Raw genomic sequence first — 22,891 nt, forward strand, 5'->3', positions numbered from 1 at the left:
TCAGCCTGGGATGGGGAGCGCTGGTGGGGACCGGGGGGTGGGCCGCGCGGAGCCCAGTCGGGGGGGGCCGGGCCGGCGAACGGGGTGGGCTAGAAGGGCGGGTCGGACGGGTCACGGCCGAGGGCGATGTCGCTGATCTGCTTCTCGATGTCGCCGGTGAGGTCGGCGCCCGCGTGCTTCAGGGCGAAGGTGATGGTCTGGCCCACGCCTTGGGCGTCTCCCTTGCTGAGGAGCGCGGCGGCCAGGTACTCGACGAGAACTCGGCGAACTCGCTCGGGAACGTCGGCAGTGATGTCGGGCGTGGCCGACCACGGGTCGTCACTCGGCACGAGGGATGCCGGGGTCTTGTACGCGGAGCGCGGGTCCCAGCCGTCGTCGGAGAGGCGGGCGTAGACGAGGTTGTCCACGTTGCAGTGGGCCTCGTCGAGCGACTTGGACAGCTCGATGGCGGCCTTCCAGCGATCCTTGTCGCGGCTGGCGAGCGCCTTGGCGATGTGCGTGGAGACGAGGTTGCGGGTGTCGTACTCCTTGCGGCGCAGCAGCCGGAGCGCGTCACGCATGTCTGCGGTCCTGGTCGCCTGCTCCTCGTCGCGGGCGAGGGTGGCGTGGACCTGTGCTTCGGCGAGCGTGCGGTCGGCTTCGGGGTTGTGGCCTTCGAAGGTGGTGTTCTTGTCCCCGTGGGCCACGGCCAGCAGACGGAGTGCTTCGGCGCGGTGGTCGACGTTCACGCGGCACCCGCCTTCTCGGCCGCGGCGGTGCGCAGCTTGGTGGTGAGGTCGCGGATGGCCTGCGCGCCGACGTGCTCCAGCGGGGCACCGAGCGCCTCGTAGGCGAGCTGGTCGACGTCCGCGGCAATGCCCTGCTCGGCGGCGAAGTCACGGAGCTCCTGGACGGCTGCGGCGTGCTCGTCGTCCGTGTCGACGTCGACGACGTCCGACGGCGCGGTCTGCGCTTCGGCCGGCTGCTGCGTGGGTGCGGTGAGTGCGGCGACGGACAGTGGCGCCTGCTTCGGTTGGACGATCTCGCCGTGCACGTAGCCGTCGAGTTCCTCGGCGACGTAGGGCATGCCGTGCAGGGCGTCGGCGGCGATCAGCCGGCAGATCTCGCCCGTCGCCCTCGCGATGAGCATGGTCTTCGGCTGCTTCTTCCACTGGTCCTTGTTGAGCAGCCCCATCTGTCCGGCCCGCCTCGTGTCCCAGACGACGGTCTGCCAGCTCTCGGCACCCTTGCGTCGGCCGCGCATGACGCAGTGCTGGTCGTCGGACTCGACGAGCTCGACCTCGTGGCCCTGCTTGAGGACGATGCCGCGCATGGCGTGGGCGCGGAGGGCGGGCTGCCCCTGGATGACGTCGATCGACTTCAGGGACGTCATCGGCTGGATGCCGAGCTCGTGTCCGGCCAGGACGACGGCGACGATCTCGTCGCGCTTGCCGCGGTAGGCGCCGGCGAGGGAGGTTCCGGCGATGGCGTTGGCGATGCCGGAGATGGCGGACGCTTCTCGCGCCCACTTCTCCAGGGAGGATTCGAGGGGCTGGTTGGCGGCCTGGGGTACGGCGACGGCGTGCTGCTCGTCGCGGGTGGCGATCTCGTTCGAGGTCACTTCAGGTATTCCTCTGCCTGTCGGAGGGTGTCCCAGCTCGGCATTCCGATCTGGGGGATTTCGGTGACGTCGCCGGTCCAGTCGGGCCAGTGGTCGTTGGCGACGCAGTCGGCGTAGAGCCGGAGGGCGCGTTCGTTGCGGGCGCGGCCGATGTCGCGGTCCTGGTCGGTGAGTTCGCGGACCGTGATCAGGTAGGGGGCGATCTTCGACTGGAAGACGAAGACGAACCGGGCGCCGTCGGGGGCGAGTCCGGCCGCCTCGACTCCGTCGATGTAGAAGGCGTCCTGTTGGTGGTAGGAGCGGTCCTTGATGGCGCGGCTGATGGTGTCTGGCGCCGCATCCTTGATCGTCTTGTAGTCGACGACGATCGAGCCCCGCAGCCAGTCCGGGCGCACCCGGCACCGGACCCCGGTCGCTGGATCGGTCCAGTAGATCGACTGCTCGGCAATGCCCGTGCCCGGCGTGAACAACGGGCCGGCGATCGGGTGCCGACGGATCGCCTCCGCCATCTCCAGGACCATCTCGTGGTCCTTCGTGAGCAGCGGCACCTTGCCCGCCAAGTAGGCCTCGTCGCGCTGGACCTGTGCGTCCTTCTTCCGCCAGTCCGGGAAGTCGACGACCTCCAGCTCCGGGCCCTCCCCCAGCACGTACAAGTGCGCGGCGTGCCCGAGGTCGAACTCCTTCTTCGACGCCTGCGGGTGATCGCGGTCGTACTTGAACTGGGCCGGACAGCCGGGGTTGAGCAGGGCCCGCAGCCCGGACGAGGAGATCGACGTCTTGTCTGCGTGGTAGGACTCGGCGGACAGGCCGTCCACGACCTTCGGGGCGTCGGCGACGGTGGTCATCGGCGCATCCCCTTCGCGGCGCGGGCGACGATGCGGGCGGCGCCCTCGTTGCCGGGGATGGCGTGGAGCCTGTTGGCGGTCCGGCCGAGGACGGCCGCGGCGTAGGCGCCCATCAGCTGGCTGGCCTTCTCGTCGAGCCAGCCGCCGTCTTCCAGAGCACTGCGCAGGACCCGCTCGGCGTCGGTGCAGTCCTCGCACAGCCCGTCCTTGGCGAACGGGCCGCCGTCGTCTCCGCAGGCACTGCACGCCAGAGGCGCAACCTGCTTTGTGGTGCTTTCGGTGCTCATGTGACCTTCCAGAAGGTGTGTCTGTGGGCGGGCCTCGATCCCCGCCGGGGGGGTGGTCAGGGATCGAGGCCCTGGGATGGCCGCGGCGCGCAACGGGGGGAAGCGCCTTGGCCGGTATGGGAGGTGGTGGTCAGCTGATGCCGGCAGCGCGGACGATCCGGTCGTGGGCGTCGTTGAACGCCTCCTGGCTGAGCCCCATCCACGGCACGGTGTGCGACATGGCGATCAGGACTTCGAAGGCGTTCAGTCCGTCTGCCTTCGCCTCGCGGGCGGCTTCCTCAATGTCGGCGTCGGTGTAGATGCCGTTCCGAGACGCGTCGCCTCCGATCTTGTACGCGGGGCTGGCGGGCAGGATCGGGTAGTAGCCGGCCGCCTTCGCGAACAGGTCGTCCACCTTGACGGTGGCGCGCAGAGTGTCGGGGTCCTGAGTCCAGTCGGCGAGCGTCCCGAACACCTCGGCGGTACCGACGGCGTCCTCGCGGGTCATGGCATCGGCGACGGCGAGGCCGGTCGCTTCGTGGCCGATGCGCCAGCGGTGCGGGCTGGACGGGTGCATGCCGTCGGGGATGCGGTAGACGAGCAGGCCGGGCACGATCTCCTTCGCGAGCGGCACCGTGTACACCTGGCCGTCGGCGCAGGTGAGGGTGTACTCGCGGACTTCACCGATCATCGGGGTGTCCCTTCCATGGGATGCTGGCGTTGATCCCCGGGCGTCTGCCGCGCTCGGGGGTTTCTTCTTGGCTGCCGACCGGCCGGGATAGGTCCACCGGCCAGCCGGCCGTCAGTGGGTGGTGGCGTAGCCCGGGTCGAGGACGGGCCCGAGGAGTCCGGCGTCGCGGGCCGCCCACAGGGGCCTCACGTCGATGGGTGCGGTCGCCTGGTCCTCGGGGCTGTCGACGGGTCGGCTCCAGGGCGGCACGGTGACCCGGTTGGCGTTCGCCTTGGCGGCCCGGTGTGGGGCGAGTTCGCGGGTGAGCTGCTCGATCTCGTCGTCCCGTGCGGCGAGTTCCTGCTGAAGCCGGTCGACTTCCGCCTCGGCCGCGGCCCGCCGCTGCTTCTCCTGCCCCCAGGCGGCGTTGGTGGTGGTGACGTCGTCGAGGAGGATCGCGAAGAAGTCGTCGGCCGCAGCCTGCCGGGTGAGGAGCTGGATGTTCTCGGCGCGCAGCTCGGCGACCTTGTCGACCGCACGGTGCTTGCGCCGGTCGCGGCGGCCGGTGAACGGGATGGTGAGGCTCACGTCTGCTCCTTGCTGGTGTAGCCGATGGCGTCGAGGAGTTCGTGCATGGCGGCGCGGACGGTGGGGTCTTGGGCGACGAGCCAGCCCGCGTAGTCGGGGAGTTCGTCGTCCCACTGGGTGGGGTGCTGTGCGGCGATCCGGTCGGCCAGGTGCAGGGCTGCCGCCTGGTGCGTCTTCGGGTCGATCCGGACGTCACCGAAGGAGTGCTGGTCGACGTCCCGGCGGCCCATCAGTCGTCCTCGGCTGCGGAGATCCGCTGTTCGAGTTCGGCGATGCGGGCCTGGTAGACGAGGACGTAGAAGCAGAGACGGCCGGTGATCTTCTTCTTGATCTGCGCGAGGGTGGGGGTGTCGCGGACAGCGAGGTCGTCGTCGATCTCGTACTCGCCGATCGCGATCGACTCGCGGGTGTCCGGGTCCGTGATCCACGAGGGAACCTGCCGGCGGGTGATACCGAGGCCGGACAGCAGGCCCGGCAGGATCACCGGGGTGGCGTTGTCGGCCATGGGCGGCAGGTCGAGGATGCTCATCAGGCCACCGCCGCTTCGGGGTCCATGCGGGCGGCGTCGAGGCGCAGTTCGTACTCGCGGACCTGACCCGGCAGCCATGCGCGCTCGTCCGGGCCGAACTCGCGGTGAGCCTCCACGTAGACGCGGATCAGCGCGTCTTCGACGATGTCGGCGAGACGGATCGGCGAGGCCATCACGCCACCGCCGCGAGCGGCCGGGCCGGCGGCGGGGTACGCCGGGCGTCGATCGCATCGAGGAGTACGCCGACCGCGCCGGCGAGGGCGCCGAGGTCGCGGATGCTCACGTCGCGGCCTTCGGCCATGGCGTGGCCGACCGGCGCGTGCACCCTGCGGACGTGCTCGATGACTGCGGCGAGGGCGGGGTCGGCATCGAAGTGCATCACTTCGCCTCCTGGTGCGTGGTGTTCGGGGTGGTGGGGGCGAGGAATGCCCGGAGTCGTGTGGCGGAGGCGTCGGCGCGCTGCCGGGCGATGAGGGCGCGGATCTGCTGCCGCAGCACCGTCAGCGGCACGTCCAGGTCGGAGATCGGGCGCGTCACCGGGACTCACCGCCCAGCCGTCGTAGCAACTCCTCGGTCTCCGCGTGGATCTTCAGGAACCGGGCCCGGACGCCCTGCCAGGTGTCGACCGCCTGCGCGGCACCCCGAAGCGTGAGACCGCCGCCGCTGGCCTCGGCGAGGAGCCGGACCGCTTCCTCGCGGTCGATATCGCCAGCGTCCACGCGGGAGCCGAAGAACTCGATGTCGTCGACGAGAGCCATTACGCGGCCACCTCCTCGGTGACGTCGGCCCAGTCGCGGGCCTCGAACTGGCTGCGGCCGAAGGACGTGTGCCGCCATGCGCCGTTCCTGCCGAACCAGCCCCAGGCGTCGGTGTGGCCGTACACGGGGTGCTTGGCGAGGTACTCGCACTGGAAGCGGTAGACGTCGTGCGCGTAGGTGCGGCCGGGCTGGAAGAAGTCGCCCTTGACCGCCTTCACGGTCTCCTCGGCCGCTTTCGCCGCCTGCCACTCATCCTCCGTCACCACGTCGATGTGGGTGAGGGCGATGCAACCGCTGTGCCCGTCGACCCAGACGACGTCGGTGTGGCCGCCCAATCGGGTCGCCTCCGAACGGGTGCGGGTCACGAGACGGCGGGCGGACGGGATGTCCTCCCGGCGGGCTCCGGGGTAGGCGAACACCGGGATGCCGATGTCGAACCGGGCGTTGAACTCAGCGGCGTTCATGCGGCCACCTCCGCCGTCTTCCGGGCGGCGTCCCACAGGTCGATGCCGCGGCGGATCGCGAAGCAGCAGTGCAGGAACCCCGGCGTGTACTCCGAGAAGTCCCACTCGCTCGTGTCGCCGAAGGTCCAGCCCTCGTAGCGGAACGACGCCAACTCATCTCGGGCACCCGCCTCGTGGCTGATGTCGCCCCAGTCGAAGATGTCCCGCGTGACCTCGCGTCCGATGCCGCGCGGGGCATCGCCCTCACGGATCGCTTCGACGACGTACTGCTTCACCTGCCGCTCGAACGAGTCCTCGCTGAACCCCTCGACCTCGTCACGCCCGGCGCGGACCTTCTCCGACCAGTAGCCGGGGTTGATCCGTCCCGTGAGCGCGGTCCGCCGGAACAGGACGAACATGTCCTCGGTCGCGTCGATGTCGAAGTGGAACGTCCACCCGGCCTTGACGACCAGGTTGAACGGCCAAGTGATCAGCTCGAACGGGGTGTGCCCGTTGGGCTCCGTGCTGGAGAAGCGGAGGTGCCTGTACAGGCCGTCCTCGTGCTTGACGGTCAGCTGGTGCTGTCCGGTGTCCCGGGCGAACCGGGCCGCGGTCTCGGGGTAGGCGCTCATGCGGCATCACCCTCGGACCGCTGGCCGGGCAGCGGGTTGGCCTTGAAGTGGCGGCTGGTCGCGGCATGCGACGGGTGCTTGATGGCCCGCGCGGCCCACGAGCGGCCCGTGTCCTGCAGCGACACCTCGTTCAGCTCGCACGCGGGGCATCCCGCCTCGAACCCGTCCTCGCAGTGGTCGTGGTTCATCACAGATCCCCGTCCAAGTCGTCGTGGGAGTCGGCCGCGTTACGGCAGCGCGCCGAGCAGTAGGTAGTCCCAGCCGGAACCGGCGTCGGGCACTCGGCGCACGGCGCCGTCAGCGCCTCCCACAGGGGGCGCACATCGATCGGCGCAGTCGCCTCGTCCTCCGGGCCATCAACCGGGCGCACCATCGGCGGCACATCAACCCGGTTCGCGTTCGCCTCGGCCGCCTTGTACGGGGCCAGCTCGGCGCGCAGGGCGAGCGCCTCGTCCCGCCACTCATCGCGCTCCGAACGCATCTGGGAAGCAGCAGACTCGGCGACCAGCCGGCCGTCCCGCTCGTCCTGCCAGCAGGCGTACACGTCGTCCCGGTCAGCGACGAGCCGGGCGAAGTAGTCGTTGGCCTGCTCCTGCCAGCGGGTCAGCTTTCGGACCGCGGCCTTGAGACGGCCGTTCTCGTCGTGGATGCGATGGGCGCCGTTTCCGCTGAGGCGGGGAAGGATGCTGGTGATGCTCACGACGCCACCCCCTGCGGGTGGGTCCGCAGCCATTCCCGGCGCAGCGCGTAGCGGGCATGCACAGCGTCGACGGCATCCAGGTACTCGGGGATCGTCTGTGGTTTCCGCCCGTGAGAACGACGCTCCCAAGCCGCCTCGACGGCAAGGACGGAGTCGATTTCCAGGTCGGCCAGCGGACGAGGTCCCGCTGCGGTGATCTCAACAACGGTCGCCATCACCGACCACCCGCCTCAGGCAGGTCCCGGCCCATGCCCGGCCGGTAGTCGTGATGCGTCCACTTGCGGTGCTCACCGTCAGGGACCTCACGCAAGACGGACAGCGGCGCAACCACTGCAGTGATCTCGTCCGCCGGAACCCCCGGCATCACCCGACGGGCCTCCGCCACCGCGGACTCGGCATCCGGCCAGCAGAACAACTCCTCGCCCGCCAGCAGGCCGACGTACCGCCAACCCGACACCGTCCACGCCCGACGGCCACGCGACGTCCGGTTCGCCTCCAGGATCGCGAACCCCTTACCGCCCGGCCGCTGGCGCACGTACAAGCCGTAACCCGGCTCCCACAGACGGAACTCCGACGCCGTGGCGACAAGCGCCTCCAGCGCGGCCATCCGGTCCTGCTCAGCCCGCAGGCGCAGCAACTCCTCAGCGGAGTGCGCCCCGACCAGACGGCCCTCGCGGTCCACGGCCTCCAGACCACGAGCCAGCGCGTCCTCGAAGACGTCCGCCTCGGCCGTGGAGAACGCCTGCTGCGCGGCCCGCAACGCCTCCAGCGCGGTCGGTGAGAGGTTCATGCCGCCACCTCCGACCCGTCCACAGCCGGCCGCAGCTCCAGACCCTGCGAAGCCACCCACTCCCGCGCCTGACGCTCCCGGCCCCGCGCCATGTGCTCGTCGAAGTCGACGTAGCCGTACACGTGGTAGGCCAGCGGCCCGAACGGCAGATCCGTGGACGCGTTGCCCTCGTCGTCGTACTCAACGGCCAGCCCGTGCCCAGCCGCGAACTCCTCGACCGCCGCATTCGTCATCAGCGGAATCAGCAACTGCTGAGAAGACGGCGTCCGCAACGACGGGTCCGACTCCAAGAAGTCCGCCAGCGCACGCAGACCGTCGATGTACCCGCGCGCCTGCTGCGACAGCGCAGGAACCTTCACCGCATCCGGCAACGGGGCCACGGACAGGGGCACCGGGATCGTGCGACCCGGCATCTCGACCGGAGAAGCACTCATCGGACACCGCCGATCCGACGCTGCTGCGGCATCCGCACCACCGACCCCGGCAGAGCCGGCCGGTTCTTCGACGGCAGCCCGTCCCGCTCCAGGGCGGCCACGAGGTCGTGCTCCGCGTCCCCCGGGATCACGAGGGTCTGCTGACGGCGCACCTTGTTCTTGTCCAGGCGCGACTGGAGGTAGAAGTAGCGCTTGCCCTTGGCCGTCGGGTGCGAGTGCTCCGGGCCGTCCTTCCACTCCTGCTTCCGCTCGTCCCAGCGAGTGTTCCGCTGGTCGATCAGGTAGTCCTTGCGGTACAGGTGCTCGAAGAAGTCCCGCTCCCCAACCTGCGGGAAGTGCATCTTGTGGAACACCGTCGGCGTGATCCCCGGGTTCGCCTCGTACTGATCAGCGACACGAGCCTTCGGAGACAGCTTCGCGTTCGTCGCCACCAACTCGGCATTCTCGCTACGGACCGTCTCCAGCTCACGGGCCTGACGGGCGGCGAGCTCCAGAGCGTCCGCGAACGACGTCGGGACCAGGTGACCAGCCTGCTGGGCGAGTTCTGCCTCACGGGTCTTGCGAGCGAAGTACACCTGTGCGGCAGCGACCTCGGGCTTGTTCGGGTCGCCGTTCATCGCCACGAGGTAGGCGGCGTCACGGGAGAACTCGAAGTCCTTGCGCGGCCTGCCGCTGCGGCCAGAGGGGTTTTCAGGGGATCCCCTGAAGTGGTCCTCGATGGCCATGCCGGTGTTCCGGGCTGTGGCCATCGCCCGCTCCATCGGCCTTTGGAAGTCCTGCCACCGCGGGTAACCCATGAGAGGCTGCACATCGCGAGCGGTCCAGTACTCGGAACCGTCTGGTCGGATGCGGCGGATGGCGTCGAACGGGGACTGCCCGCTCGATGGGATGATGTCGTTCAAGGCTTGCCACTCGCTTTCTTGTGATGCAGTGGTGAGTCGAGGGGCTGTTCCGGATGCGCGTCCGGGGCGGCCCCGCTTTCGTTCAGGGGCGGCTGCTGGCTCAGGCGACGGACTGGAGGTCGCTGCCGGTCTGCTCGTCCGGGGCGATGACCGTGCGGCCGATGACCCGGCTGCCGCGCTGGCGCCCGCGCCGGCTCGGCGCGTTGCGGTGCATGTTGTAGATCTCCGCCAGGTCGGCGTCGCTGAAGACGAGGAGTCCGTTGAGGCGGCTGTGGGGGAACGGCTTGCCGCGGGGGTCGTCCTTTTCGCGGTTGGCGCCGTCACGGAGCCAGCGGCGGCCAGTGGTGTCCTTCTCGTCCTTGGCGAGGCCGAGTTGCACGACGGCCGTTTCGACCCGGTAGTAGCCCTGGGGGGTGGGGGTGGGCCTGCGGGGGGACATGTCACCTCTTCTCTAGGGGGTCTTGCGGGGGTGTCTGGAGGATCTGTTCGGAGCCGGCCGGCAGGCCGAGTGCTGTGCGGAGCCGCTGGTAGGGACCTGGTCTCATGCGGGTGCGGTATCCGGTTTCGAGGTGGCCGAGGTAGCGCCTGCTGATCTGCGCTTTCTGGGCCAGCTCGACGGTGCTCAGCCCTGCCTGCATGCGGAGCTTGCGGATTTCCGCCCCTTTCACCTGGAAGGTGGTCGGGGGTTGTTCCATGCCTAGAACCTAGCGGCAGTTAGCGGTGCTGTCTAGCGCTTCCTAGCGGGTTTTAGCCGCTAACTGCACGTGATGCTGTGGCCTGAGGCTTACGGGTGCGACTGCGACCGCTCACTTTGAGCTATCAACCCGGCACGTTCCGGCCTGTTGCGCCCCACTCCTGGCTGGTCCTAGCGGGTCCTGGCAGGATGTGCCTCATGGGTACGAACCTGGAACGCCTCGCGAAGCTCGTCGCCGAGCGACGCCTCGAACTCGGGTTGGGCGTCGAGCCGGCCGCCAAGCGCGCCAGCATGAGCAAGGACACCTGGAAGCGGGTCGAAGCGGCCAAGAACGTCCAAGACACCACGTACACCAGGATCGAGCGCGCCCTTCAGTGGGCCCTCGGAAGCTGCGGGCGCGTCCTCGACGGCAAGGACCCCATCACTCTCGACTCCACACCGGCGGCCGAAGACAGCGCCGTCGCGATCATCCCCAAGGAAGAGCTCCGGCGACATGTCGGCGACTCCGTCAACAGCGCCGCCCTCGGCATCAAGGGCGATCTGACGGCCGACCAGATCCTCGACCTCAACGAGCGCGTACTCAAAGAGCTCCACGAGCGCGGCGTGATCTAGGGAAGTTCACTCAATCGGCGTACAACCTTTTGCTTTCATGGTCGTGTAACCGATTTCGCCCCCGTTACTTTGGCCCCATCCGGTCCCAACCGGCCGCAGGCATGGCAGAGTCATGACTACGCCTTGGGGGTTCCCCGTAAGACCCGATAAGGGGGACCAGGTATGCGGAGCACTCTGTCCATAGTCGATGTCAGTCCCGAGTTCGCCGGATGGGCCGCCATCGTCAGTGGGAAGATGATCTGTGTGGCGCCTCCCGAGATCGAAACAAGCGAGCAAGCACGTAGCTCGATGCGAGAGATCGTGAGACGCGCAGGAGGAGACTGCGAAGGATGCCGATCCTGCCCGCTCGGCACCTGAGCAACGGCGCGGAGACCCGGCGGTAGGGGTACCTGCCGGGCGCCGCGGCCTCGAACAACCCAGGGGGCTCCATGCCGTATGTAGAGGTCCGCGGCGGCAACATCCGCGTCAAATGGTGGGGCGGCGCCTACTGTGTCGGCTCCGACGGCAAAGCGACCCGGCGCAAGAAGTACGAGTCTGCCAGCGGTCCCGAGCCGGGCGTCCCCTTCGAGGACGAGGAAGAGGCCTACAACTACGGGCTCGACCGCGAGCACGAAGTCCGTCACGGCACCCACATCCCGCGAGCCAGCGCCAAGACACTGATGCAGGACTACTGCTGGATGTGGCTCGACGCACAGGACCTCCGGGACACATCCGTCGGCCGCTACCGCTCCAGGCTCCGCGCCCGGATCGTGCCCTACTGGGGCGAGCGGCCCGTCGGCGACATCACGACGTGGGAGTACGAAGCCTGGAAGAAAGATCTTCAGGCCGCTTCCCTCAAGGGTGAGATCTCCCACCACTACGTGGACCAGCTGACCAGTCTCTTCGGGCTGCTGATGACGGACGCGGTCGTCAAGTACAAGCTCCGCAACGAGTCCCCAGTCATCGTGCAGCGCAGACGCGGTCGCTACCGGAAGAAGAAGAGAGAGGTGAAGCGCCCCCTGCGCATGGAGGTGCTGCACCAGCTGGCCACGAACGCCTACCACGTGTGGGGCTTCACCGGATGGGCCTACATGTGGACCCTGGGCTTCACGGGGATGAGACCCCCCGGCGAGATGTGGGGGCTGCGCCGCGAGTTCGCGTCTCCCACGTGGCCGGCCAGCGACCCTGACCGCGAACAGCGAGAAGCCATGCATGGGCGTTACGGGCCGGATGCGATGCCGGCGCTGCGCGTGCAGTTCCAGTCTCAGTACGAGGGCGGCGTCCGCAGTCAGGTGTCGCCGAAGTACGACTCGCATCGGACGCTGGTCGTACCGCCCTTCCTTCATGACATGCATGCGGCCCTTCTGGCTTCTCACGACTCCCCCTGGATGTTCCCTGCGCTTGACGGCGCCCAGATGAGTACGCAGTGGCATGAGGCCTACTGGGCGCCCATCCGGGACGGTGCGCCCGAACGGACAGCCCGCCGTGACTACAGGCGGCGCCAGATCCATGGCGTGGAAGAGATGCAGGGCAAGCGGATCTACCTGTTGCGGCACGGGCATCGCGAGTGGCTGGAGGAGGACGGGCACTCGCGCGTGGCCATGGAGACCCGCATGGGCCACGAGGTCGCCGGCGTGGAGGGCCTCTACAGCAACCTCACTCCGTCCATGGAGCTGCGCATCACGGAAGCGCTCCAGGAGCGCTGGGAAGCGTTCTGGGCGATGGGGATCTGGTGGGCTCCGCCGTTTCCCATTACTCTCCCAGATGGGGCATCAGTGGGTCGGTAGGTGCTGGTCAGGCCAAGGAAGAGGGCCCGGGGATCGGCATGGTGGCGATGCTGCTGGCGTTGTGAGGCGGTGACGGCACGTGTGGCGCAAACGTTGCCTGCGTCACTTTGGCGTAATGGCCTGTACCCGTGAACGGTCCACCGCTCATAGGGTGCTGGCCATGATGGTCCCCGTGGCACTGTTGCTGCTAGGCGCCCTGACCGCCGTGGTCGGCCCCCGGCGGCTCGCCCGGGCCGACTGGACGGACCGGGAGCCGGTGGTCGCCCTGTGGGTGTGGCAGTGCGTGGTGGCGGCCGTCCTGCTGTGCTGCGCGCTGTCGATGACGCTGAGCGCCGCGGCGGCCTGGCAGGCGGTGCGCGGGCAGGTGTTCGCGACCGCCCCGAGCGGGGTGGTGGACGCCTACGCCCTCGGTACGACCGGCCCGTGGGCGGCCGCGACCGCGGTGGCCCTCGCCTGCGCCGGGCTGTGGAGCGGGGCGATGCTGGTGCGGGAGATCCTGCGGGCCAGGGCCGGACGCAGCCGGCGCCGGGCCGAACTCCTGGACCGCGCGCCCCTGTTGCCCGGCGAGGAACCGGCCGACGGCCGGCTCGTCGTGCTTGAGGGCGACCGTCCGGAGGCCTGGTGGCTGCCGGGTGCGGCGCCCCGACTCGTCGTCACCACGGCCGCGTTGCGCCGCCTGAAGGGGCGCCGGCTGGACGCGGTCCTCGCCCACGAGCAGGGCCACGCACAGGCCCGGCACGACTGGCTGCTGCACTGCTCGGCCGCGCTCGCGGGCGGGTTCCCGCAGATCCCGGTGTTCGCCGCGTTCCGCGACGAGATGCACCGGCTGGTCGAACTGGCCGCCGACGACATGGCCTCCCGGCGCCACGGCCGCCTCACCACCGCACTCGCCCTGGTCGAACTCAACGAGGACCGGGGCGTGTTCGGCCCGGGAGCGACCCCGCACGCCCATGTCCCGCAGCGGGTGGACCGGTTGCTCACGGCCCCGGACCGCCTCCCCGCCCGGCACCGGCTGCGGCTGACCGCGACGGCCGCCCTGGTCCCGGTGATCCCGGTGCTGGTGGCGCTCGTACCGAGCCTGCGCGCCCTCGGGTAAAGCCGTACTCGTCACGGGAATTGCCCTGCGGGCAATGATTCGGCAAAGATCACGTCATGCGCCCCCCACCCAGCGACCGTCCTGCCCCCCTTCTGGCGACCGCCGTTCTCGCGCTCTCCTCGGCGCTGCTGCTCGCCCTCGTCGCAGGCGAGTGGCCCCCTCTGGTCGCGGTGGACGAGGACATCGCCGGCGCCACCCACCGCTGGGCCGTGGCGGACCACGACACCACGCGGGTGCTGCGCATTCTGACGGACTGGGTATGGGACCCGCTGACCATGCGCCTGCTGTGCGCGGCGGTCGCGGTGTGGCTGGTGTGGCGGCACTCGGCGTGGCGGACCGCCCTGTGGCTGACCCTGACCTGCGCGCTCGGGACGCTTGCCCAGCAGTCCCTCAAGGCCGCCGTCGGCCGACCGCGCCCGGTGTGGCCCGACCCGGTCGACTCCGCCCACTACGCCGCGTTCCCCTCCGGGCACACCATGACGGCCACGGTGGTCTGCGGCCTGCTGCTGTGGCTCCTGCACCGCTGCGGCACCGGTCGCGCGATATGGCGTACCGCCCTGGTCGCGGCCGTACTCTCGGTCGTGGGCGTGGGCCTGACCCGGGTGTGGCTCGGCGTCCACTGGCCTTCGGACGTACTCGGCGGCTGGCTGCTCGGGGCCCTGGTGGTGGCGCTGGCGGTGCTGGTGTACGAGGGGGAGCGCGGCGCCCGCAGGCACCCTCGCCCCTGATCCGCGCCGTACCCGGCCGTCGGTAGAGTCCGGCACATGACTGCCGTGCTCTTCGACTTCTCCGGGACCCTCTTCCGTATCGAGTCCACCGAATCCTGGCTGCGGGCGGTGCTCGCCGAGGCCGGAGTACCGCTCGGCGAGGCCGAGTTGGCGGAGGCCGCGCGAGCGCTGGAGGTGGCCGGGGCGCAGCCCGGCGGGGCCTTCCCGGTCGCACTTCCCGAGGAGCTGTCGGAGGTGTGGGCGGTGCGGGACGAGAGCGCGGAGCTGCACCGGGCCGCGTACACGGGCCTGTCCCGGCGGGTGGCGCTGCCGGACCCGGCCCTGCACGACGCGCTGTACGAGCGGCACATGGCCCCGCATGCCTGGACACCGTACCCGGACGCCGCCCCGGTGCTGCGCACGCTGCGCGAGCACGGGGTCGGGGTCGGCGTGGTCAGCAACATCGGCTGGGACCTGCGCCCGGTCTTCCGCGAGCACGGGCTGGACGCCTACGTGGACGCCTACGTCCTGTCGTACGAACACGGTGTCCAGAAGCCGGATCCGCGGCTGTTCACGGTGGCGCTGGAGGCGCTCGGGGCCGAGCCGGGCGAGACGGTGATGGTCGGGGACAGCAGGCCCGCCGACGGCGGGGCGGCGGCGCTCGGCTGCCGGGTGCACTTCGTGGACCATCTGCCGGTGGCCGAACGGCCGGACGCACTGCTGCCGGTCCTGGACCTGGTGGGCGCGGCCCGCCGACCGGCCACGCCCACCCAGGCCTGACCTGTCGCGCCGTCCGCCCGAGACGCTCCCCCGTGTCGCCCCGGACGGACGGCAGCACAGAACAGGCCCCGCGCAGGGCGGTGCCCACTGCGTCGATTATAGTTGGCTGGCAGCCAGTCAACGCAGGAGTTCCAGCATGTCCCCGCGCAGCGCCTCGGTCAATGAAGAATTGCGCAGACGTTCCCGTGAGCGGCTGCTGCAGGCCGCGGTGGAGCTGGTCGACGAGCACGGCTTCGAAGCGACCACGCTGGGCGCCATCGCGGACCGGGCGGGATCGGCGCGCGGGCTGGTGTCGTACTACTTCCCCGGCAAGCGCCAGCTGGTGCAGTCCGCCGTGCACCGGCTGATGCACCGCACGCTGGAGGAGGCGCTGGAGCACGAGCCGCACACCGAGGACGGACGGGAGCGCCTCGCCCGGGCCATAGACGCGATCCTGGGGCTCGCGCACGACCGGCCGGTGCTGATGCGCCAGCACATGGCGGGCCTGCTCCAGGGCGAGGGCTTCGTGCAGTGCCCCGAGCAGCGCCGGCTGTCGGAGCTGCTCGGCGACACCGTCGCCCGGTACGGCTCGACCCATGTCGAGGCCGACTACCCGATGCTGCGGGCGGTGCTGATGGGGGCGGTGTACGCGGCGCTGGTGCCCGGCGTGCCGATGCCGATCCCGGAGCTGCGGGCTGAGCTGTTCGAGCGGTACGGGCTCGACTCGGAACTGGGCCTGCCTCCGGAGTCCGCGCCGACGGCCGAACGGCGGGACCTGTCCCGGTTCTTCGCGACCGAGGACCGGACCGGACCCGAGCCGGGGCCCGGTTCCCGAGCCGACTAGCCGGCCGTTCAGCGACGGACATGACGCGGCGTCAGGAAGCCCGCGTCACGCGCCTGGGCGATGAGCCGGAGCGACCGCCGGCGGCTGTGCCCGGTCGCGCACATCACCGCGAGGACCGGGTCGAGGCCCTCCTCCTGCGCGGCCCGGTACTCCTGGGCGACCAGCCACCTCCCCTCGATCCCCCGCGGCCAGGCGGGCCGGGCGCGCCGCGAACCGCCAAGGTCATCGCCCTCGTCCGCCGCCTCGGGCTCCTCGTCGGCGTACGACTCCATCCCGCACGCCCGGCACAGCGGTTCCTCGATCCAGTCGGCGAGCACCGTCAGATCGGCCAGGGAGAGCGCGGGCCACGCCTTGACGTCCTCGATGGAGACCCGCCCCTCGGCCACCACGGCGAGCGCGTCGACCCGCGCGCCGTCCTCGAAGGCCAGCCGGACCTGGAACCACGAGGTGGCTCCCGCGTGCTCCTGCACCTCCCAGGCAGGCGACACGGACACCGTGCCGTCCTCCGCACGCCGATCGGAAAGATTAAGAAACGATGCTTCTAGCACATACGCAACGTAACCTCATGATCACACTCCGGGCTCCGGGACACGCGTCCGCGTCACCCCAGCGGCCCCTGTCGAGTCGGCCGGGCCGGTGGGATGCTGAAGGCACCAGCCCCTCGGGCAAGGAGTCCCCCCGTGTTGCGTGTCGCCGTCGTCGGCTCCGGGCCGAGCGGGTGCTACACCGCCCAGAACCTCGTCCAGCTCGATCCCACCGTGCTCGTGGACGTACTGGACCGGTTGCCGTGCCCGTACGGACTGGTGCGGTACGGCGTCGCCCCCGACCACGAGAAGATCAAGTCGCTGCAGGGGAACCTGCGGACCGTCCTGGAGCACGAGCGGGTGCGGTTCCTCGGCGGGGTCCGGGTCGGCGGCCCGGGCGGGCTGCCGGTGGAGCGGCTGCGGGAGCTGTACCACGCGGTGGTGTACTGCGTGGGCGCCGCCACCGACCGGCGGCTCGGGATTCCCGGCGAGGAGCTGCCGGGCAGCTGGTCGGCGACCGAGTTCGTGTCCTGGTACAGCGCGCATCCGGACGCGATCGACGCCGGGTTCGTGCGGGACGCCCGGTCGGCGGTGGTCATCGGGGTCGGCAACGTCGCGGTGGACGTGGCGCGGATGCTGGCCCGGGGGGTGGCGGAGCTGAGCCCCACCGACATGCCGCAGGCCGCCCTGACCGAGCTCGCGGCGAGCCGGATAAGAGACGTCCACGTGGTGGGCCGGCGCGGCCCGTCCCAGGCCCGCTTCACCACCAAGGAACTGCGCGAGCTGGGCGCTCTGCCGGGCACCGAAGTCCTGTTGGACCCTGATGAGTTGGCGCTCGACCCCGCCTATGCCGACCCCTCCGCGCTGCCTGCCGCCCAGCGCCGCAACGTGGAGGTGCTGCGCGGCTGGGGCGGCGCCGGCGGCCGGGGTGCGGAGCGCAGCATCTGGCTGCGTTTCTTCCTGCGCCCGGTCGAACTCCTCGCCGACGGCGGGCGGGTGGGCGCGGTGCTCTTCGAGCGCACGGAGATCGACGCGCGCGGCAGGGTGCGGGGCACCGGGCAGTACGAGACCGTCGAGGCGCAGTTGGTGCTGCGGTCGGTCGGTTATCGCGGAGTGCCGCTGGACGGGCTCCCGTTCGACGAGGAGAGCGGCACCGTGCCGCACGAGGCGGGCCGGGTCCTGCAGGGCTGCTTCGGCCCGCCCGGCGACTACGTGGCCGGCTGGATCAAGCGCGGCCCGACCGGTGTCATCGGCACCAACCGGCCGGACGCCAAGGAGACGGTGACCTCCCTCCTGGCGGACGCGCCCGTGCTGCTGCGCAGGGAGGTGCCGGAGGACCCGGTCGCCGCGCTGCGCTCGGCGGGCATCGAGCCGGTCCCGTGGACGGGGTGGCAGGCGATCGAGCAGGCCGAGGCGGCGCTCGGCGCGCGGCTCGGCCGGAGCGTGGTCAAGCTGGCCGACTGGAACTCCCTGCTCACGGCGGCGCGATCGGGGGCGTAGCGGAATCACCCGCGATCGGGTGGGCATGACACGTATCGGCAACGAGTCGGAAATCAACAAACTGTTCAAGCCGCTTACCGTCTCGTGCTGTCCGGATGTCGTCCCCGCTCTGGAGTCCTCATGGCCACCACCAGCGCCTCCGTCCATCCCGTCGACGAGGTCCCACCCGTACGGCAGTTGGCCGCGTTCGGCCTCCAGCACGTGCTCGCGATGTACGCGGGCGCGGTCGCCGTTCCGCTGATCGTGGGCGGCGCGATGAAGCTGTCGCCCGCCGACCTGGCGTATCTGATCACCGCCGACCTGCTGGTGTGCGGCATCGCGACGCTCATCCAGTGTGTCGGCTTCTGGCGCTTCGGCGTGCGGCTGCCGATCATGCAGGGCTGCACGTTCGCGGCGGTCTCGCCGATGGTCCTCATCGGTACGACGGGCGGCGGACTCCCCGCCATTTACGGCTCGGTGATCGTGGCGGGTCTGGCGATCATGCTGCTCGCGCCCGTCTTCGGGAGACTGCTGCGCTTCTTCCCGCCGCTGGTCACCGGCACGGTGATCCTGATCATCGGGGTCTCGCTGCTGCCGGTGGCGGGCAACTGGGCGGCGGGCGGCGTCGGTGCGAAGGACTTCGGGGAGCCGAAGAACCTGGCGCTGGCGGCCTTCGTGCTCGCGGTGGTGCTCGGCGTGCAGCGGTTCGCGCCCGCCTACCTCGCCCGCATCGCGGTCCTGGTCGGCATCGCGGTGGGCCTGGCGGTGGCGGTGCCCTTCGGGTTCACGGACTTCAGTGGGGTCGGGGACGCGGACTGGCTGGGCATCAGCACGCCGTTCCACTTCGGGGCGCCGACGTTCAAGGCCTCGGCGATCGTCTCCATGCTGGTGGTGGCCCTGGTCACGATGACCGAGACGACAGGTGACCTGATCGCGGTCGGCGAGCTGACCGGCCGGAAGGTCGAGCCGGGCTCCCTCGCCGACGGCCTGCGCGCCGACGGCCTCTCGACCGTCCTCGGCGGTGTCTTCAACACCTTCCCCTACACGGCGTTCGCGCAGAACGTGGGTCTGGTAGGCATGACCCGGGTGCGCAGCCGCTGGGTGGTCGCGGCGGCCGGCGGCATCCTGGTGCTGCTCGGTCTGCTGCCGAAGCTCGGCGCGGTGGTCGCGGCGATTCCGGCCCCGGTACTGGGCGGCGCGGGACTGGTGATGTTCGGCACGGTCGCGGCGAGCGGCCTGCGGACCCTCGCGTCCGTCGACTTCCACGGCAACAACAACCTGACGGTGGTGGCCGTCTCGGTGGCGGTCGGCATGCTGCCGGTGGGTGTGCCGACGGTCTACGAGAAGTTCCCCGACTGGTTCCAGACGGTGATGAACAGCGGCATCAGCGCGGGGTGCCTGACGGCGATCGTGCTGAACCTGCTCTTCAACCACCTGCCGGCGCGGGCGGATTCGGCGCCGGGGGCCGTGCCCAGCGGGGCGGAGTCCGCCTAGGCGCTCCGCTGGGAGTGCCGCGATGGGCTGTCATTCGGCTGCGGCGCCTTGTGGCTGGTCGCGCAGTTCCCCGCGCCCCTACGGGGCGCTGACGGACCGCGGCCGACCCGCCCGGCCGGAGTCTGCGGCTAGGCGGACGGGTCGGTGGACAGGTGCTCGTGGACCGCCAGCCAGGCCCCGTCGCCGCCGGCGCGGTGGAGGACGATGGTCTCGCGTTCGCGGAGCACCTCCTCGCCCGCCGTGGTGGAGACACAGGTGGTCACCGAGTGGGTGAACACGGCCGTGTCGCCGAGGAGTTGGAGGCGGCGGTCGGTCGAGGCGCAGGACAGGACGCGGAAGGCGTCCTCCTCGCTCCACTTCTGCCACAGGGTGCGGTACTCCTGGGTGGAGTCCAGGCGCCGGTCGGTGGTGTGGAAGACGAAGGTGGCGTCGGGCGCGAAGGCGTCGAAGTAGTCGTCGGTGCGGCCCTCGGCGAAGGCGGCGATCAGGGCGTCCGCCGCCGCGAGGGCGGTGTCGTGGTCGTTGCTCAAGGCTTCGGCTCCGAGATCCGGGCCACGGCGCGGACGGGTGCGCCGTCCGCGCCGGGCAGGTGCAGGGGGAAGAGGCTGACGTGGACGTCGTGGCCGGAGTGCTGGGCGTCCAGGACCTCGGCGAGGTTGGTGAGGTTCTCGGCGATGACGGCGTCGGCGCCGCACAGGATGCGGTGGGCGGGCAGGGTCTCGCCGGGGGTGGGGTCGACGCTCAGCGCGTCGATGCCGACGGTGTACACGCCGCGGGCGACCAGGAGGGCGGCCGCCGCCTCCGTCAGGTAGGGGTGGGCGTGGTAGGCGTCGGTGCCCCAGTGCGCGGACCAGCCGGTGGCGATCAGCACGATCCGGCCGGCCGGGACGCGGGCGAGCAGGTCCGTCCCGATGGCCGCCCGGGGCGCGAGGCCCCGGGCGTCGACGACGTGGGCGGGGCCGTCGAAACGGTCCAGCGGCAGCTGGTCCAGCGCGGGCAGGCCGTCCTCGATGTGGGACGGCGCGTCCACGTGGGTGCCGGACTGCGAACCCATGTGCACCTGAAGGACGTTGACCCCGTCGCGCGCCACGGTCAGCGCGGGGCGGATGTCCACCTCCGGGTCGCCGGGGTAGACCGGCATGCCGGTGCGCAGCGGCACGGACAGGTCGATCAGGCGCATCTCGCTCACACCTCCGCGGGCTCGGGGGCGGCGACGGGGGCGCCGTCGGCGGCGGTGATCGGCGGCACCGGGGTGTCGACGGAGCGCACCAGCCGCGGGCCCTCGGGGCCGAAGACGGCGCGGGGCTCGGGGAAGAGCCACAGCAGGGCCAGGTAGAGGATCGCGGCGAGTCCCAGGCCGACGGGCAGGGAGATGTCCACGCCGCCCGCGAGGTCGCCCAGGGCGCCGACGAACTGGCCGGGGAGGTTGACGAACTGGACCGCGAGCAGGGCGGAGGCCAGCCAGGCGCTCATGCCGCGCCAGTTCCAGCCGTGCGTGAACCAGTAACGCCCGCCCCGCTGGCGGCGGTTGAAGACCTGGAGCGAGTCGGGGTCGTACCAGCCGCGGCGGGTGAGGAAGCCCAGGGTCATGATGATCATCCAGGGCGCGGTGCAGACGATGATCAGCGTCGCGAAGGTGGAGATCGACTGGGTGAGGTTGGCGGCGAACCGGCCGACGAAGATGAAGCCGATCGACAGGACGCCGATGAACACGGTGGCCTGCACCCGGCTGAACCGGGGGAAGACGCTGGCGAAGTCGAGGCCGGTGCCGTAGAGCGAGGTGGTGCCGGTGGACATGCCACCGATCAGTGCGAGCAGGCAGACCGGCAGGAAGAACCAGGCGGGCGAGATCGCCAGCAGGCCGCCGACGTAGTCCGGGGCGCTCGGGTCGAGGAAGTTCCCCGCCTTCGCGGCGATGATCGAGGCGGTTGCCAGGCCGAAGAAGAACGGCAGGATCGTCGCGATCTGGGAGAGGAAGGCCGCGCCCATGACCCGGCGACGCGGGGTGTCGGCGGGGATGTAGCGGGCCCAGTCGCCGAGGAAGGCGCCGAACGAGACGGGGTTGGAGAGCACGATCAGCGCGGAGCCGATGAACGCCGGCCAGAAGCCGGGGGCGCTCAGCGAGTGGAAGCTGCCCTGGTAGCCGGCGTCGAAGTCGCCGCCGAAGGCGAACAGGCCGAGGACGAAGAGCAGCGAGGCGGCGGCCACCGCGATCTTGTTCACGAAGAGCATGAAGCGGAAGCCGTAGATGCACACCGTCAGCACCAGCGCGGCGAACAGCCCGTACGCGAGCGCGTAGACGCCGTCGTTGGTCGGCAGGTGGAACATCCGGTGCGCGCCGCCGACCAGGGCGTCGCCCGAGGACCACACGGAGATCGAGAAGAAGGCGACCGCGGTCAGCAGGGAGAGGAAGGAGCCGACGACCCGGCCGTGCACGCCCAGGTGGGCGGAGGAGGACACCGAGTTGTTGGTGCCGTTCAGCGGCCCGAACACGGCCAGCGGCGCGAGGATCAGCGCGCCGACGGCGAGCCCGAGGCCGGTGGCCGCCAGGCCCTGCCAGAAGGAGAGCCCGAACAGGATCGGGAAGGCGCCGAGGACACAGGTGGCGAAGGTGTTCGCGCCGCCGAAGGCGACCCGGAACAGGTCGAGCGGCCGGGCGGTGCGGTCGGCGTCCGGGATGCGCTCGACGCCGTAGATCTCGATCTCGGTCAGCGACGGGGCGTCGTGCTGCTCCGTCTGGGGGCTGGTGGTCATGTCTGCTCCTCGCGAGGGCCGGCGGAGTCCAGGGTGAACAGGCTGATCAGGTCGTAGGCGACGTGCGACGCGGCGACGGAGGTGATGTCGGCGTGGTCGTAGGCGGGGGCGACCTCGACGACGTCGCCGCCGACGAGGTTGAGCCCGGCGAGGCCGCGCAGGATCTCCAGCAGCTCACGCGAGGTCATGCCGCCGGCCTCCGGGGTACCGGTGCCGGGGGCGTGGGCGGGGTCGAGGACGTCGATGTCGACGGACACGTACAGCGGCCGGTCGCCGATGCGCTGCCGCAGCGCGTCCACGGTCTCGTCGACGCCGCGGCGCAGCACGTCGGAGGAGGTGACGATGCCGAAGCCGAGCCGGCGGTCCTCCTCCAGGTCCCGCTTGCCGTACAGGGGGCCGCGGGTGCCGACGTGGCTGAGTGCCTCGGTGTCGACGATGCCCTCCTCGACGGCGCGGCGGAACGGGGTGCCGTGGGTGTACTCGGCGCCGAAGTAGGTGTCCCAGGTGTCGAGGTGGGCGTCGAAGTGGAGGACGGCGACCGGTCCGTGCCGCTTGGCGACCGCGCGCAGCAGGGGCAGCGCGATGGTGTGGTCGCCGCCGATGGTGACGAGCTTCGTGCCGTCGGCCTGGAGGCGGGAGGCCTCGTGCTCGACGGTCTCGATCGCCTCGTTGATGTCGAAGGGGTTCACCGGGATGTCCCCGGCGTCGGCGACCTGGGCCGCCGCGAACGGCGACACGTCGAGCGCCGGGTGGTACGGGCGCAGCAGCCGGGACGCCTCGCGCACCGCGGCCGGGGCGAACCGGGCGCCGGGGCGGTAGGAGACGCCGGTGTCGAAGGGCACGCCGACGACGGCGATGTCCGCGCGGGGCACCTCGTCCAGCCTCGGCAGCCGGGCGAAGGTCGCGGGTCCCGCGTAGCGGGGGATCCGGGAGGAGTCCACGGGTCCACGGGGCTCGGTCGTCATGGGGCACCTTTCCTGTCGAGCCTGGGAGTGCACCGCCGGG

General features: G+C 70.7%; 35 protein-coding genes. 8 read left to right on the plus strand and 27 right to left on the minus strand.

The window, feature by feature from the left end:
• Window positions 1-89 precede the first annotated feature (89 nt).
• The 22 genes from ACFWPQ_RS02060 to ACFWPQ_RS02165 form a co-directional block, all read right to left on the minus strand.
• Window positions 90-728, minus strand: coding sequence for a hypothetical protein (locus tag ACFWPQ_RS02060; RefSeq protein ID WP_384028976.1), 639 nt, complete (start codon window positions 726-728; stop codon window positions 90-92).
• Window positions 725-1,600: a hypothetical protein gene (locus ACFWPQ_RS02065; protein ID WP_384028978.1), complete on the minus strand. Its 876-nt coding sequence runs from the start codon at window positions 1,598-1,600 to the stop codon at window positions 725-727. The genes ACFWPQ_RS02060 and ACFWPQ_RS02065 overlap by 4 nt, the downstream gene beginning before the upstream one ends.
• On the minus strand, window positions 1,597-2,445 hold the full coding sequence (locus ACFWPQ_RS02070; RefSeq protein WP_384028980.1) for a PD-(D/E)XK nuclease-like domain-containing protein: 849 nt from the start codon (window positions 2,443-2,445) through the stop codon (window positions 1,597-1,599). The genes ACFWPQ_RS02065 and ACFWPQ_RS02070 overlap by 4 nt, the downstream gene beginning before the upstream one ends.
• Window positions 2,442-2,732, minus strand: coding sequence for a hypothetical protein (locus ACFWPQ_RS02075; RefSeq protein WP_384028982.1), 291 nt, complete (start codon window positions 2,730-2,732; stop codon window positions 2,442-2,444). The genes ACFWPQ_RS02070 and ACFWPQ_RS02075 overlap by 4 nt, the downstream gene beginning before the upstream one ends.
• 130 nt (window positions 2,733-2,862) lie before the next feature.
• A complete protein-coding gene (locus ACFWPQ_RS02080) occupies window positions 2,863-3,402 on the minus strand; it encodes a hypothetical protein (protein ID WP_384028984.1) in 540 nt (179 codons plus the stop codon).
• A 111-nt stretch (window positions 3,403-3,513) separates the two neighbouring features.
• On the minus strand, window positions 3,514-3,969 hold the full coding sequence (locus ACFWPQ_RS02085; RefSeq protein WP_384028985.1) for a hypothetical protein: 456 nt from the start codon (window positions 3,967-3,969) through the stop codon (window positions 3,514-3,516).
• Window positions 3,966-4,199: a hypothetical protein gene (locus ACFWPQ_RS02090; RefSeq protein ID WP_384028987.1), complete on the minus strand. Its 234-nt coding sequence runs from the start codon at window positions 4,197-4,199 to the stop codon at window positions 3,966-3,968. Before ACFWPQ_RS02090 ends, ACFWPQ_RS02085 begins: the two co-directional genes overlap by 4 nt.
• Window positions 4,199-4,498, minus strand: a complete 300-nt coding sequence (locus ACFWPQ_RS02095; RefSeq protein WP_384028989.1) for a hypothetical protein — start codon at window positions 4,496-4,498, stop codon at window positions 4,199-4,201. The genes ACFWPQ_RS02090 and ACFWPQ_RS02095 overlap by 1 nt, the downstream gene beginning before the upstream one ends.
• Window positions 4,498-4,671 carry a hypothetical protein gene (locus ACFWPQ_RS02100; RefSeq protein WP_384028991.1) on the minus strand — a complete coding sequence of 58 codons (174 nt, stop codon included), beginning with the start codon at window positions 4,669-4,671 and terminating at the stop codon, window positions 4,498-4,500. The genes ACFWPQ_RS02095 and ACFWPQ_RS02100 overlap by 1 nt, the downstream gene beginning before the upstream one ends.
• Window positions 4,671-4,877, minus strand: a complete 207-nt coding sequence (locus ACFWPQ_RS02105) for a hypothetical protein (protein WP_384028993.1) — start codon at window positions 4,875-4,877, stop codon at window positions 4,671-4,673. The genes ACFWPQ_RS02100 and ACFWPQ_RS02105 overlap by 1 nt, the downstream gene beginning before the upstream one ends.
• A complete protein-coding gene (locus ACFWPQ_RS02110) occupies window positions 4,877-5,035 on the minus strand; it encodes a hypothetical protein (RefSeq protein WP_384028995.1) in 159 nt (52 codons plus the stop codon). Before ACFWPQ_RS02110 ends, ACFWPQ_RS02105 begins: the two co-directional genes overlap by 1 nt.
• Window positions 5,032-5,256 carry a hypothetical protein gene (locus ACFWPQ_RS02115; protein WP_384028997.1) on the minus strand — a complete coding sequence of 75 codons (225 nt, stop codon included), beginning with the start codon at window positions 5,254-5,256 and terminating at the stop codon, window positions 5,032-5,034. The genes ACFWPQ_RS02110 and ACFWPQ_RS02115 overlap by 4 nt, the downstream gene beginning before the upstream one ends.
• Window positions 5,256-5,720, minus strand: coding sequence for a hypothetical protein (locus tag ACFWPQ_RS02120; RefSeq protein ID WP_384028999.1), 465 nt, complete (start codon window positions 5,718-5,720; stop codon window positions 5,256-5,258). The genes ACFWPQ_RS02115 and ACFWPQ_RS02120 overlap by 1 nt, the downstream gene beginning before the upstream one ends.
• Window positions 5,717-6,331 carry a hypothetical protein gene (locus ACFWPQ_RS02125; RefSeq protein WP_384029001.1) on the minus strand — a complete coding sequence of 205 codons (615 nt, stop codon included), beginning with the start codon at window positions 6,329-6,331 and terminating at the stop codon, window positions 5,717-5,719. The genes ACFWPQ_RS02120 and ACFWPQ_RS02125 overlap by 4 nt, the downstream gene beginning before the upstream one ends.
• Window positions 6,328-6,519 (minus strand): hypothetical protein, encoded by a 192-nt coding sequence (locus tag ACFWPQ_RS02130; protein WP_384029003.1) that lies wholly within the window; start codon window positions 6,517-6,519, stop codon window positions 6,328-6,330. Before ACFWPQ_RS02130 ends, ACFWPQ_RS02125 begins: the two co-directional genes overlap by 4 nt.
• On the minus strand, window positions 6,519-7,031 hold the full coding sequence (locus ACFWPQ_RS02135; protein WP_384029005.1) for a hypothetical protein: 513 nt from the start codon (window positions 7,029-7,031) through the stop codon (window positions 6,519-6,521). Before ACFWPQ_RS02135 ends, ACFWPQ_RS02130 begins: the two co-directional genes overlap by 1 nt.
• Complete coding sequence (locus ACFWPQ_RS02140; protein WP_384029007.1) at window positions 7,028-7,246, minus strand: hypothetical protein; 219 nt, start codon at window positions 7,244-7,246, stop codon at window positions 7,028-7,030. The genes ACFWPQ_RS02135 and ACFWPQ_RS02140 overlap by 4 nt, the downstream gene beginning before the upstream one ends.
• Entirely contained in the window at window positions 7,246-7,821 is a 576-nt protein-coding gene (locus ACFWPQ_RS02145; RefSeq protein ID WP_384029009.1) for a hypothetical protein, read from the minus strand. Before ACFWPQ_RS02145 ends, ACFWPQ_RS02140 begins: the two co-directional genes overlap by 1 nt.
• Window positions 7,818-8,255, minus strand: a complete 438-nt coding sequence (locus ACFWPQ_RS02150) for a hypothetical protein (RefSeq protein WP_384029011.1) — start codon at window positions 8,253-8,255, stop codon at window positions 7,818-7,820. Before ACFWPQ_RS02150 ends, ACFWPQ_RS02145 begins: the two co-directional genes overlap by 4 nt.
• Window positions 8,252-9,004: a DNA replication protein DnaD gene (locus ACFWPQ_RS02155; protein ID WP_384029013.1), complete on the minus strand. Its 753-nt coding sequence runs from the start codon at window positions 9,002-9,004 to the stop codon at window positions 8,252-8,254. The genes ACFWPQ_RS02150 and ACFWPQ_RS02155 overlap by 4 nt, the downstream gene beginning before the upstream one ends.
• 253 nt (window positions 9,005-9,257) lie before the next feature.
• Window positions 9,258-9,596, minus strand: coding sequence for a hypothetical protein (locus ACFWPQ_RS02160; RefSeq protein ID WP_384029014.1), 339 nt, complete (start codon window positions 9,594-9,596; stop codon window positions 9,258-9,260).
• Window position 9,597: 1 nt separating this feature from the next.
• The gene (locus ACFWPQ_RS02165) at window positions 9,598-9,852 is read right to left on the minus strand and encodes a helix-turn-helix domain-containing protein (RefSeq protein WP_384029016.1); all 255 of its coding nucleotides are present in this window, start codon (window positions 9,850-9,852) and stop codon (window positions 9,598-9,600) included.
• Window positions 9,853-10,049: 197 nt separating this feature from the next.
• Between ACFWPQ_RS02165 and ACFWPQ_RS02170 the strand changes: the two genes are divergently transcribed.
• The 6 genes from ACFWPQ_RS02170 (at window position 10,050) to ACFWPQ_RS02195 (ending at window position 15,635) form a co-directional block, all read left to right on the plus strand.
• The gene (locus ACFWPQ_RS02170) at window positions 10,050-10,463 is read left to right on the plus strand and encodes a hypothetical protein (protein WP_384029018.1); all 414 of its coding nucleotides are present in this window, start codon (window positions 10,050-10,052) and stop codon (window positions 10,461-10,463) included.
• A gap of 428 nt (window positions 10,464-10,891) precedes the next feature.
• Complete coding sequence (locus ACFWPQ_RS02175; RefSeq protein ID WP_384029020.1) at window positions 10,892-12,229, plus strand: integrase; 1,338 nt, start codon at window positions 10,892-10,894, stop codon at window positions 12,227-12,229.
• A 160-nt stretch (window positions 12,230-12,389) separates the two neighbouring features.
• Window positions 12,390-13,325, plus strand: a complete 936-nt coding sequence (locus ACFWPQ_RS02180) for a M56 family metallopeptidase (protein ID WP_384029022.1) — start codon at window positions 12,390-12,392, stop codon at window positions 13,323-13,325.
• A gap of 56 nt (window positions 13,326-13,381) precedes the next feature.
• Complete coding sequence (locus tag ACFWPQ_RS02185; RefSeq protein WP_384029024.1) at window positions 13,382-14,053, plus strand: phosphatase PAP2 family protein; 672 nt, start codon at window positions 13,382-13,384, stop codon at window positions 14,051-14,053.
• 36 nt (window positions 14,054-14,089) lie between these two features.
• The gene (locus tag ACFWPQ_RS02190; RefSeq protein WP_384029026.1) at window positions 14,090-14,812 is read left to right on the plus strand and encodes an HAD family hydrolase; all 723 of its coding nucleotides are present in this window, start codon (window positions 14,090-14,092) and stop codon (window positions 14,810-14,812) included.
• A 136-nt stretch (window positions 14,813-14,948) separates the two neighbouring features.
• Window positions 14,949-15,635, plus strand: coding sequence for a TetR/AcrR family transcriptional regulator (locus tag ACFWPQ_RS02195; RefSeq protein WP_384029028.1), 687 nt, complete (start codon window positions 14,949-14,951; stop codon window positions 15,633-15,635).
• An 8-nt stretch (window positions 15,636-15,643) separates the two neighbouring features.
• Here the strand turns inward: ACFWPQ_RS02195 and ACFWPQ_RS02200 are convergent, their stop codons facing one another.
• Window positions 15,644-16,129, minus strand: coding sequence for a DUF6214 family protein (locus ACFWPQ_RS02200; protein WP_384029030.1), 486 nt, complete (start codon window positions 16,127-16,129; stop codon window positions 15,644-15,646).
• A gap of 186 nt (window positions 16,130-16,315) precedes the next feature.
• Here ACFWPQ_RS02200 and ACFWPQ_RS02205 point away from each other — a divergent pair, with 186 nt between their 5' ends.
• Together ACFWPQ_RS02205 and ACFWPQ_RS02210 are read left to right on the plus strand one after the other, a co-directional pair.
• The gene (locus tag ACFWPQ_RS02205) at window positions 16,316-17,659 is read left to right on the plus strand and encodes an FAD-dependent oxidoreductase (protein WP_384029032.1); all 1,344 of its coding nucleotides are present in this window, start codon (window positions 16,316-16,318) and stop codon (window positions 17,657-17,659) included.
• Window positions 17,660-17,779: 120 nt separating this feature from the next.
• On the plus strand, window positions 17,780-19,132 hold the full coding sequence (locus ACFWPQ_RS02210) for a nucleobase:cation symporter-2 family protein (RefSeq protein WP_384029034.1): 1,353 nt from the start codon (window positions 17,780-17,782) through the stop codon (window positions 19,130-19,132).
• A 128-nt stretch (window positions 19,133-19,260) separates the two neighbouring features.
• Here ACFWPQ_RS02210 and ACFWPQ_RS02215 read toward each other — a convergent pair whose 3' ends face one another.
• Genes ACFWPQ_RS02215 through speB form a run of 4 tightly spaced genes read right to left on the minus strand, consistent with a single transcriptional unit; the run spans window position 19,261 to window position 22,851 of the window.
• The gene (locus tag ACFWPQ_RS02215; protein WP_384029036.1) at window positions 19,261-19,662 is read right to left on the minus strand and encodes a nuclear transport factor 2 family protein; all 402 of its coding nucleotides are present in this window, start codon (window positions 19,660-19,662) and stop codon (window positions 19,261-19,263) included.
• Window positions 19,659-20,312, minus strand: coding sequence for a cyclase family protein (locus ACFWPQ_RS02220; protein ID WP_384029038.1), 654 nt, complete (start codon window positions 20,310-20,312; stop codon window positions 19,659-19,661). Before ACFWPQ_RS02220 ends, ACFWPQ_RS02215 begins: the two co-directional genes overlap by 4 nt.
• A 5-nt stretch (window positions 20,313-20,317) precedes the next feature.
• The gene (locus ACFWPQ_RS02225; protein WP_384029040.1) at window positions 20,318-21,886 is read right to left on the minus strand and encodes a purine-cytosine permease family protein; all 1,569 of its coding nucleotides are present in this window, start codon (window positions 21,884-21,886) and stop codon (window positions 20,318-20,320) included.
• Window positions 21,883-22,851 (minus strand): agmatinase, encoded by a 969-nt coding sequence (speB, locus tag ACFWPQ_RS02230; RefSeq protein ID WP_384029042.1) that lies wholly within the window; start codon window positions 22,849-22,851, stop codon window positions 21,883-21,885. Before speB ends, ACFWPQ_RS02225 begins: the two co-directional genes overlap by 4 nt.
• Window positions 22,852-22,891 lie beyond the last annotated feature (40 nt).

It is taken from the genome of Streptomyces sp. NPDC058464, assembly GCF_042721035.1.
Lineage (GTDB): Bacteria > Actinomycetota > Actinomycetes > Streptomycetales > Streptomycetaceae > Streptomyces.